Annotated in this window: 6 protein-coding genes; 5 read left to right on the top strand and 1 reads right to left on the bottom strand. The window is 62.9% G+C overall.

The features are described 5' to 3' along the window. The first annotated feature begins 5 nt into the window (after positions 1-5). From TX78_RS11320 to TX78_RS11300, 5 genes are all read left to right on the top strand, one after another. Positions 6-818 carry a glycosyltransferase family A protein gene (locus TX78_RS11320; RefSeq protein ID WP_044496352.1) on the top strand — a complete coding sequence of 271 codons (813 nt, stop codon included), beginning with the start codon at positions 6-8 and terminating at the stop codon, positions 816-818. Then, a complete protein-coding gene (locus TX78_RS11315) occupies positions 815-1,447 on the top strand; it encodes a hypothetical protein (RefSeq protein ID WP_044496349.1) in 633 nt (210 codons plus the stop codon). Before TX78_RS11320 ends, TX78_RS11315 begins: the two co-directional genes overlap by 4 nt. A 54-nt stretch (positions 1,448-1,501) precedes the next feature. Continuing rightward, a complete protein-coding gene (locus tag TX78_RS11310) occupies positions 1,502-1,747 on the top strand; it encodes a DUF294 nucleotidyltransferase-like/CBS domain-containing protein (protein ID WP_147640488.1) in 246 nt (81 codons plus the stop codon). Positions 1,748-1,916: 169 nt separating this feature from the next. Next, positions 1,917-2,852: an aldo/keto reductase gene (locus tag TX78_RS11305; protein WP_044496346.1), complete on the top strand. Its 936-nt coding sequence runs from the start codon at positions 1,917-1,919 to the stop codon at positions 2,850-2,852. 38 nt (positions 2,853-2,890) lie between these two features. Next, positions 2,891-3,832, top strand: coding sequence for an NADP-dependent oxidoreductase (locus tag TX78_RS11300; protein WP_324603325.1), 942 nt, complete (start codon positions 2,891-2,893; stop codon positions 3,830-3,832). Between the two features lie 66 nt (positions 3,833-3,898). Here the strand turns inward: TX78_RS11300 and TX78_RS14000 are convergent. Next, a partial coding sequence (locus tag TX78_RS14000) for a DUF885 family protein (RefSeq protein WP_044496345.1) occupies positions 3,899-4,083 on the bottom strand: 185 nt, incomplete at its 5' end.

Raw genomic sequence — 4,083 nt, 5'->3', positions numbered from 1 at the left:
CGGCGATGCAGGTAGATGATGTCCCGGAGGAAGCCAGCAGGCCGAAGGTCAGCGTGGTCATCCCAGTCAAAGACGACGCCGAGGAACTGCGCCGCTGCCTGCAGGCCCTGAGCGCCCAAAGCCGGTTGCCCGAACAAATCATCGTGGTAGACAACAACTCCACCGACCACTCCGCCGATGTTGCCCGCGCCTTCGGTGCCGAGGTGGTCTTCTGCGCTCAGCCCGGTATACCAGCAGCGGCCTCCGACGGCTACGACCACGCTGGCGGCGATCTTATCCTGCGTATCGACGCAGACTCTCTGCCAGAGCACCACTGGGTGGAGAATATGGTCGCTGCGTTCGCGAATCATCCACGGGCAGGAGCGGTGACCGGCGGCGCCACCTTCTACGACGGGCCACAACCGCTACGCCTCCCGCTGGCTGTGCTGTACCTGGGTGCATACCGGATTGCTGGAGTGCTCGCACTGGGCCACTGGCCCCTTTTCGGCTCCAATATGGGACTGCGCCGCGACGTATGGGAACAGGTACGAGACCAGATCGACCGCAGCGATACTGATGTCCACGATGACCTGGCACTGTCCTACCCCGTAGGGGCTCTCAGCCCCATCCACCGCCTGGGCCGCCCCAGCATGCAGATCTCCATGAGACCCTTCTACAGCGCCAACGGGTTCCGGCTGCGCTTCCGGCGCGCGGTGCACACGGTGACTTCACAGTGGCCGCAGGACTTCCCACCCTACCGCTGGCGCCGAATAGCCGCTGCCCGCTCGGCAACGCGGAATCCCGCAGGTGCCCTGGCGCAGCAGGGGTGGGCACAATGATTGCGAACTTCCTCCGACCGGCCCGAGGACCGGCTGAACTCGCCGCCGATGCGCTGCGCGGGCTCGGGATGTTCAGTGTCCTCATAGCAGTCATCTGGTACGCCCCCACCGATGCGGGAATCCTCGCCTTCGCCTTGCCTGGCCTCTTCGGTGCACGGTTCATCGGGCTGCGGCCTGCTGCTGATATCTCCTGTTGCAGCATTCTTCTGATCGCGGCGTGGAGCAACGTCTTTGACCTTTACACGCGGATCAGCTGGTGGGACATCCTGATTCATGTGCTGTGCACCGGAGTCCTGGCTGCGGTGCTGCACTCCTTGGCTGAGCGTCGCGGCGTCGTCGCCTCTGCTGAGGTCACCCCCACCGCGCTGACAATCAGTATCACCGCTGCCATAGGGCTAGCGTTGAGTGCGCTGTGGGAGATGGTGGAGTGGATCGGATTCGTGTTCATTACCCAGGATATTTACGTCACGTACCACGACACGATCAGCGATATGGCAGCCGGCGGGTTCGGCGCTGCCTGCGCCGGGATCATTGTGGCCAAAACCTCGCTGATACGCGCTGACGCAGTACTACCTGACCTGCAAAAACCTGCTGGGAGTTCAGCCGAGGACCCTTCCTTGCACGCGTGATAACCGCTAATATGGCAGTCCGTTCAGCAGCTGCCTTAACCCCGGAGGCCAGCCATGAGGACCGTCCGTGACATCATGCGCAAGCCCCGTGGGTCACTCTTTGTGACCCACTCACTGGCAGACGCTGCTGAGCAGATCGGACCTGACGGCGGGGGCGTCGTCGTGCTCAATCTCTGTGGGCGGCCGGTGGGAGTGATCACTGACGCGCTATTGCAGCACTGGCGTGCTGCGTATCCCGAGAACTGGCGCAAAAAGCGTTGCGCCTGCGCGCTTCCGGACTCACCAGCAGTCATCCCTTGAGAAACCCTGCTGGAGGATATCCAGATGAGCACCTTCGAGATCCACCACACGCTCCTGGTGAGTGATGAAGAGGACATCATCGGCTGGGTCTCAGCAGCGGCGCTCACCCAGCAGCGTCAGCAGTTCGCCGCCTGACTTACCGCACCCCGCTCGGCTATAGGCTGGAGAAATGCGTACTGTGCAGATGCCTCAGACCGGTCTGTCCGCGCCGCAGGTCATTCTGGGAATGATGCGTATCGCGGAGATGGACGACGACGCCGTGCGCGCCCTGGTGAATGCGGCCCGCGACGTCGGAATCGACTACTTCGATCACGCCGATATCTATAGTCCGGGCCTGAGCCTGCATGCATGTGAGCGGCGCTTCGCCCAGGCCATGCAGCTCAGCCCCACCGAGCGGGAGAAAATCACGCTGCAGACCAAAGTCGGCATCGTCAAGGACGGCCCCTTCTACGACTTCTCCTACCAGCACATCATCTCCAGTGTGGAAGCGTCGCTTCGCGCGCTGAACACCGAGTACCTCGACGTGCTGCTGCTGCATCGGCCAGACCCGCTGGTTGAACCAGAGGAAGTTGCCCATGCATTTGATGAGCTCGCGGGATCCGGCAAAGTGCGTCATTTTGGAGTCTCTAACCACACGTCAGCTCAGCTGGAGCTGCTGCGCAGGTCCTTGAACCAGCCCTTGAGCGTGAACCAGTTGCAGCTGTCGCTGCCGCATGCCGCCATTGTGACCGAGGGCATCCTGGCTAACACACTGGGTGCCTCACCGGAGGTGTCACCGGATGGAGCAGGCGTCGTCGAATACTGCCGGATGCACGGCATCAGTCTCCAGGCATGGTCGCCGTATCAGTCACCCACCGGGGTTTTCATTGACAATCCGGACTACCCCGAACTCAACGCCGCGCTGGAGGAGCTGGCGAAGAAACACGGCGTGACACCTGCCGGCATCGCCACCGCCTGGATCACCAGGCACCCCGCCGACATCCAGGTGGTGCTGGGAACCACCCAGCCGGGGCGGGTGCAGGAAGCTGCTGCCGGGGCACAGGTGCGGCTCAGTCGCGCCGAGTGGTTCCAGCTGCTGAGGGCCGCCGGCCATTCGGTTCCTTAGTATTCAGCGGGTGCCAGCCTGGCTGGAATGAGCAGCCGGTGATCATTGTTGGGACCGACATGCGTGCGATTGCTTACTCTGAATATGGAGATACCAACGTTCTGTCCCTGACCGAGCTGCCCACTCCTAAGGTGGCCCCGGGATCTGTGCTCATCAAAGTGGAGCGTGCGGCGGTCAATCCGGTGGACTGGAAACTGATGGCCGGCGGGCTGGACCCCCTGCTGGATGTTGTCTTCCCCGTGGTGCCGGGTTGGGACGTGGCCGGAACAATCGAAGCAACAGGCCCTGATGTGCCGGAGTTCAAGCCCGGCGACCGGGTGGCTGCCTACGCCCGTAAGGACTTTGTGCAGGGCGGGACCTATGCCGAATACGTCTCGATACGCGCAGTCGATGTAGCCCATGTGCCCGATAACGTCGACTCCGACAGCGCCGCCGGACTTCCGCTGGCGGGACTGACCGCACTGCGTTCATTGGAAGCCCTGAAACTCTCCAGCGAGGACACCCTGCTGATCCACGCAGCCTCCGGCGGTGTGGGCCATCTGGCCGCACAGCTGGCCGTAGAGATGGGCGCCACGGTGATCGGTACTGCTTCGGAGAAGAACCATGATGCCCTGCGTGACATCGGTGTCACACCGGTGACCTACGGGGAGGGTCTGCAGGAGCGGGTCCGCGAGGTGGCGCCCGAGGGTGTCACAGCGGTTGCTGACTTTGTGGGCGGAGTTCTTGCCGACACCCTGGCGCTGCTGGGCGAGGGTGGCCGTCACGTATCCGTCACCGATTCCGAGGTGCTCGAGCACGCCGGACAGCTCATCTGGGTGCGTCCCGATGGTGCACGCCTGGAGTCGCTGCTGCAGAAGATCAGCGACGGCAAGCTCAAGGTGGATATTGACACCGTCTATCCGCTGGCCGAGGCGGCAGCGGCGATGGATCACAACAAGAACGGTGCTCGCGGCAAGATCATCATCGACGTCAGCCGGTAGGCGGCAGCGCATTTACAGTGAGCGGGCCCGGAGCAGATGTGCTGCGGGCCCGCTCACTATTTTGACCTAGAGCGCCGAAAGTTCCTTCTCCAGGTCGTCCAGACCCAGTGCGCCCAGCGACAGCGCCTTCATATGCCAGTCCTTGAGGCTGAAGTTCTCTCCATGGGCACCCTGTGCCGCAGCACGGCCATTGAGCCAGGCGCGCTCGCCCAGCTTGTAACTGATGGCCTGTCCCGGCCAGCCCAGATAAC

Source organism: Nesterenkonia massiliensis (assembly GCF_000455245.1).
Classification (GTDB): domain Bacteria; phylum Actinomycetota; class Actinomycetes; order Actinomycetales; family Micrococcaceae; genus Nesterenkonia; species Nesterenkonia rhizosphaerae.
This window is presented reverse-complemented; position numbering and strand designations above follow the sequence as displayed.

What these genes read in the sequence shown, in the direction of transcription:
- TX78_RS11320 (WP_044496352.1), top strand. Translation starts at nt 6, where the DNA reads ATGCAGGTAGATGATGTCCCGGAGGAAGCCAGCAGGCCGAAGGTCAGC.
- TX78_RS11315 (WP_044496349.1), top strand. Translation starts at nt 815, where the DNA reads ATGATTGCGAACTTCCTCCGACCGGCCCGAGGACCGGCTGAACTCGCC.
- TX78_RS11310 (WP_147640488.1), top strand. Translation starts at nt 1,502, where the DNA reads ATGAGGACCGTCCGTGACATCATGCGCAAGCCCCGTGGGTCACTCTTT.
- TX78_RS11305 (WP_044496346.1), top strand. Translation starts at nt 1,917, where the DNA reads ATGCGTACTGTGCAGATGCCTCAGACCGGTCTGTCCGCGCCGCAGGTC.